The sequence below is a fragment of the Actinophytocola sp. genome, assembly GCF_049647105.1.
GTDB lineage: Bacteria > Actinomycetota > Actinomycetes > Mycobacteriales > Pseudonocardiaceae > Actinophytocola.
The window spans coordinates 1-4,767 of the sequence record NZ_JBARWZ010000287.1; the positions used below are offsets into that span (position 1 = coordinate 1).

A 4,767-nucleotide genomic window follows, 5' to 3' on the forward strand; every position below is an offset into this window, starting at 1 on the left:
CGGCAGCCGTGCTGCCGGTCCGCCGCAGACCAGTGTTCCGTGCTCGGTGCTCAGCCCAGGCCGAGCACCGAGATCGCCTGCGCGGCCATGGCGGCCTCGCCGAGCGCGTTCGGGTGCACGACCACCGGGTTGGTGGTGTGCAGCACCGGCTCGATCCAGCGCACGCCGAGCCGCTGGCACGCGTCGCGCCCCTCGGACGCGGCACCCATGTCCACATAGGTCGCGCCGGTCTCCGCCGCGGCCCGCGAGATGGCGTCGTTGAGCGTGGCCTGCAGCGAGCGCAGGTAGGGCACGTCGCCGGTGGCGATCGGCATCTTGTCGAAGCAGCCGCCGGTCGCGGGGAGGATCCACGGGTAGCCGAGGACACCCACCTGCGCGTTCGGCGCCTTCGCCCGCACCGCCCGCAGGCCCGCCACCAGCGCCGGGTACGTCGTGTCGCGCACGGTGTCCTCGAACTTCGACCCGAACGTGTTCTTGCACGGGCTGCCACGGCCGAGCGTGAGGAGGCCTGCCGCGCCGCAGGACAGGATGGCGCCGATGAACACGCCGCTGTCGTTGCCGCCGATCGTCAACGTGACCAGGTCGGTGTCCGCGCCGAGCGCGTCGACCTGTGGCGCCACGCCCGGGTACTGAGCGGTCGTGAAGTGCTTGGTCTCGGCGGCGCCGCACGTCACGTCGGTCAGGTCCGCGCCGGTCGTGGTCGCGAGCACGTGCGGGTAGTTGCGGGTGGACCGCAGGCACAGCAGCGGCGCGGAGGGATCGGGGGGCAGCACCCCGGAGGCGGCGCTGTAGGAGTCGCCGAGCGCGACGTAGTTCAGCGGAGCGGTGTCGGCCTGCGCGGCCGACGAGGTGGTGACGAGACTCAGCGCGGCGACCGCCGCGGTCGTGGCGGCGAGTAGACGACGAGGCATTGTTCCTCTTCCGGCATCGATGACGGCGGGCCGCACACTACTCACGAGTAGGTAAGTGCGCTCGCCAATCGTCAACGATCCGGGGCCCGACGTCAACCGGCTGAAGTAGTACGAACTACGTGCGCCTCACCCGGCTCACCATGGTGCTCACCGGTCCGCGATCCGCAGCAGCAGCTTGCCGGTGTTCTCCCCGGCGAACAGCTTCAGGAGCACCTCGGGAAACTCGTCGATCGTGCCGTCCACGACGTGTTCGCGGGCGGTCACGACGCCTGCCGCGAGCCACTCGGCGAGTTGGGACACGCCTTCTGGGTACCGCTCCTCGTAGTCGAACACCAGCATCCCGGTCATCGACGCGCGGTTCACCAGCAGCGACAGGTAGTTCGCGGGCCCCGAGGGGCGCTCCGTCGCGTTGTACTGGGAGATGGCGCCGCACAGCACCACCCGCGCACCCAGCCGCAGCCGGGCCAGCACGTGGTCGAGGATGTCCCCGCCCACGTTGTCGAAGTAGACGTCCACGCCGTCGGGCGCGTGCTCGCGGAGCGCGGCCCGCACGTCGTCGGACCGGTAGTCGATGGCCGCGTCGAAGCCGAACTCCTCGGTCAGCAGCCCGCACTTCTCCGGCCCGCCCGCGATCCCGATTACCCGGGCGCCGACATGCTTCGCGATCTGGCCCACCACGCTGCCCACCGCGCCTGCCGCACCGGAGACCACCACGGTGTCACCCTCGCGCGGCTTGCCGACGTCGAGCAGGCCGAAGTAGGCGGTCAGGCCGGTGAGCCCGAGGACGCCGAGGTAGGTGGGCAGCGGCGCCAGCGCCGGATCCGCCCTGATCACGCCAAGGCCGTCGGACACCGCGTACTCCTGCACGCCGAAGGTCCCCGTGACGTGGTCGCCCACCGCGAAGCCGTCGTGGTTGGAGGCGATGACGCGGCCGAGCGCACCCGCCCGCATGATCTCGCCGATCCGCACCGGCCGGATGTAGGACCGCGCGTCGTTCATCCACCCGCGCATCGCCGGGTCGAGGGAGACGTACTCGGTCCGCACGAGGAACTGGCCGTCGCCGGGCTCCGGCACGTCCTCGGTGGTGTGCTGCCAGTCCTGCGGGGTCGGCAGTCCGACGGGACGCGCGCCGAGCCGGACCTGCCGGTTCTGAGTGGGCATACCCGCAGGGTATCCCGAACTTGACGTCGAGTTCAACGTATACTCCCAGCCATGACCGAGCGCGCACTGCCGCACAGCAAACGGGGCAGGCAGACCAGGGCCGCGTTGCTCGTCGCGGCCAGGGAGGTGTTCGCGCGGGACGGCTACCTCTCGACCACGACCACCACGATCGCCAAGGCGGCGGGGGTCGCGAACGGCTCCTTCTACACCCACTTCACTGACAAGTACGAGATCTTCGTCGCGCTGTGGCACGAGGTCCAGGACGAGATGCTGCACCCTGGCATCCACGACGCGCGCCTCGGCGACGCCGACCCGGTCGCGGTGATCGAGGAGGCCACCCGCGCCTACCTCGGGTACTACCGTGACAACGCCGACCTGCTGCGGGTCTTCGAGCAGGTGACGGGTATCGACGAGCGGTTCATGGCGTTGCGGCTGGCCAGGGCGCGGGCGTTCGAGGAACGCAACGTGCGCGGTATCCGCAGGCTCCAGCGGGAGGGGACGGCCGACCCAACGCTGGACCCCGAGCTGACCGCCGCCGCGTTGTCGTCCATGGTCTCGCGGCACGCCTACATGACCTTCGCGCTCGGCCTGCGGCCAGACGTCGACTTCGAGGCACTCGTGTCGACGCTGACCACGCTGTGGGTCAACGCGCTGCGGATCCGCCCGCCAGGAGACGACCGCGCGGCACTCGACCGGACCATGGCGCAGCTCCGCGCCGCGCTCGACGACATCGAGCGGCGGCTCCGCGACCAAACTTGACGTCGAGTTCAAGTTCGGTGATGCTGCGAACCACTCGTCGCGCAAGGAGCCGCACCATGGATCTCACACCGACCGATCGCGCCAGGGACTACCGGGACCGGCTGCTCGCGTTCATGGACGAGCGCGTCCTGCCCGCCGAGCCCGTCTACGCCGAGCAGATCCGGGCCGCGGGTGACCCGCACTTCCAGCCGCCCGTGATGGAGGAGCTGAAGGCCGAGGCCAGGCGGCGGGGGCTGTGGAACCTCTTCCACCCGGACCCCGCGCTCGGCGCCGGTCTGTCCAATGTGGAGTACGCGCCGCTCGCGGAGATCCACGGTCGCGGCATGCTCGCGGCGGAGGCGTGCAACTGCTCGGCACCGGACACCGGCAACATGGAGGTGCTGACGCAGTTCGGCACCGACCAGCACAAGAAGGAATGGCTCGATCCATTGCTGGCGGGGGAGATCCGGTCGGCGTTCGCGATGACCGAGCCGGCCGTGGCCAGCTCGGACGCCACCAACATCGAGCTGAGCATGGTGCGCGACGGCGATGACTACGTGCTCAACGGCCGCAAGTGGTGGGCCACCAACGCGGCGCACCCGAACTGCCGCATCCTGATCGTGATGGGCAAGACCGACCCGGATGCCGCGCCGCACCGGCAGCAGAGCATGGTCCTGGTGCCGATCGACACCCCGGGCGTCGAGGTCGTCCGCAGCATGCCCGTGTTCGGCATGCAGGAACACGGCGGGCACTGCGAGATCTCCTTCACCGACGTGCGCGTGCCGGTGACGAACCTGCTCGCGGAGGAGGGCGACGGGTTCGCGATCGGCCAGGCGCGGCTCGGTCCCGGCCGCATCCACCACTGCATGCGCATCATCGGCATGGCCGAGCGCGCGCTGGAACTGATGTGCACCCGGGCACTGTCCCGGGTGACGTTCGGGCAGCCGGTCGCCGCCCGGGCCAACATCCAGGACTGGATCGCGGAGGCCCGCATCGAGATCGAGCGAACCCGGCTGCTGGTCATGAAGGCGGCCTGGCTCATGGACACCGTCGGCAACCGCGAGGCCCGCGTCGAGATCGCGGCCATCAAGGTCGCCGCCCCGGCCATGCTGCAACGCGTGGTCGACCGCGCCATCCAGGTCCATGGCGCGGGTGGCATGACAGAGGACTTCCCGCTCGCCCACCTGTATGTCCAGGCGCGGGCGCTGGCGATCGCCGACGGCCCCGACGAGGTGCACAAGCGCACCCTGGCACTGACCGAACTGCGCCGGTACGACACGTCATTCGGCCGGACAGCCACCCCAACCCCCGTGACGGCACCCAGCCACTAACCATCCACGGTCCGAGGGTGAGCTGGGTCGATACCAGCACTTCGAATTCCGGGGAGGCGGACCAGGAGCGCGACTCCGACCGCCAGCGCACCGCCGAGCAGGTACGGCGCGGCCATCGCGACATCGAACAACGCGCCGGCCGCGAGTGGGCCCGACGCGCGGGCGGCGGAGGCGGCCGACTGACCCTGTCCCATGCGTGCGCCGGTCTCCTCGCGGGGGCCCGCGCCGGCGAGCAGGCTCGCGGTCGTCGCCGTCACCACACCGTTCCCGGCGGCGGCGACGAGCACTGCGGCCACGAACGGCACCCCGGCGAGGACCGGCAGCACGACCAGCCCGGCCGCCATGAGCACCGCGCCGCCGACCGCGAGCCGGGTCTCACCCCACCGCCGTGCGGCGGGCGCCACGAGGAAACCCTGCACGACCACCAGCACCAGGCCCGCGCAGGCGAGTAGCACGCCGACAAATGCGGGCCCGGCGCCGAACCGGGCCGCAGCAAGGAAAGCGACGGTCGTCTCCATGCCGGCGAACGCGGCCATGGCGGCGAAACCGGCGGCCAGCAACGGCCACGGCGCCACCCGCCCGCCTCGCGCGGGCCGATGCGCCCGCCGGTGACCGGCGGGCAGCAC

The 4,767-nt window shown here is 71.1% G+C and carries 5 protein-coding genes; 2 read left to right on the forward strand and 3 right to left on the reverse strand.

The window, feature by feature from the left end:
- Positions 1 to 50 precede the first annotated feature (50 nt).
- Together WBA97_RS34200 and WBA97_RS34205 are read right to left on the reverse strand one after the other, a co-directional pair.
- Positions 51 to 911 (reverse strand): SGNH/GDSL hydrolase family protein, encoded by an 861-nt coding sequence (locus tag WBA97_RS34200; RefSeq protein WP_424235133.1) that lies wholly within the window; start codon positions 909 to 911, stop codon positions 51 to 53.
- Between the two features lie 147 nt (positions 912 to 1,058).
- Entirely contained in the window at positions 1,059 to 2,072 is a 1,014-nt protein-coding gene (locus WBA97_RS34205) for an NADP-dependent oxidoreductase (RefSeq protein WP_424235134.1), read from the reverse strand.
- 51 nt (positions 2,073 to 2,123) lie between these two features.
- On the opposite strand from WBA97_RS34205, the gene WBA97_RS34210 reads away from it, so the two are divergent.
- Positions 2,124 to 2,831: a TetR/AcrR family transcriptional regulator gene (locus WBA97_RS34210; RefSeq protein WP_424235135.1), complete on the forward strand. Its 708-nt coding sequence runs from the start codon at positions 2,124 to 2,126 to the stop codon at positions 2,829 to 2,831.
- 56 nt (positions 2,832 to 2,887) lie between these two features.
- Complete coding sequence (locus tag WBA97_RS34215) at positions 2,888 to 4,141, forward strand: acyl-CoA dehydrogenase family protein (protein ID WP_424235136.1); 1,254 nt, start codon at positions 2,888 to 2,890, stop codon at positions 4,139 to 4,141.
- Here WBA97_RS34215 and WBA97_RS34220 read toward each other — a convergent pair.
- On the reverse strand, positions 4,138 to 4,767 hold a 630-nt coding region (locus WBA97_RS34220; RefSeq protein WP_424235137.1), incomplete at its 5' end, for an MFS transporter. The genes WBA97_RS34215 and WBA97_RS34220 overlap by 4 nt on opposite strands.

What these genes read in the sequence shown, in the direction of transcription:
- WBA97_RS34200 (WP_424235133.1), bottom strand. Translation starts at nt 911, where the DNA reads ATGCCTCGTCGTCTACTCGCCGCCACGACCGCGGCGGTCGCCGCGCTG.
- WBA97_RS34205 (WP_424235134.1), bottom strand. Translation starts at nt 2,072, where the DNA reads ATGCCCACTCAGAACCGGCAGGTCCGGCTCGGCGCGCGTCCCGTCGGA.
- WBA97_RS34210 (WP_424235135.1), top strand. Translation starts at nt 2,124, where the DNA reads ATGACCGAGCGCGCACTGCCGCACAGCAAACGGGGCAGGCAGACCAGG.
- WBA97_RS34215 (WP_424235136.1), top strand. Translation starts at nt 2,888, where the DNA reads ATGGATCTCACACCGACCGATCGCGCCAGGGACTACCGGGACCGGCTG.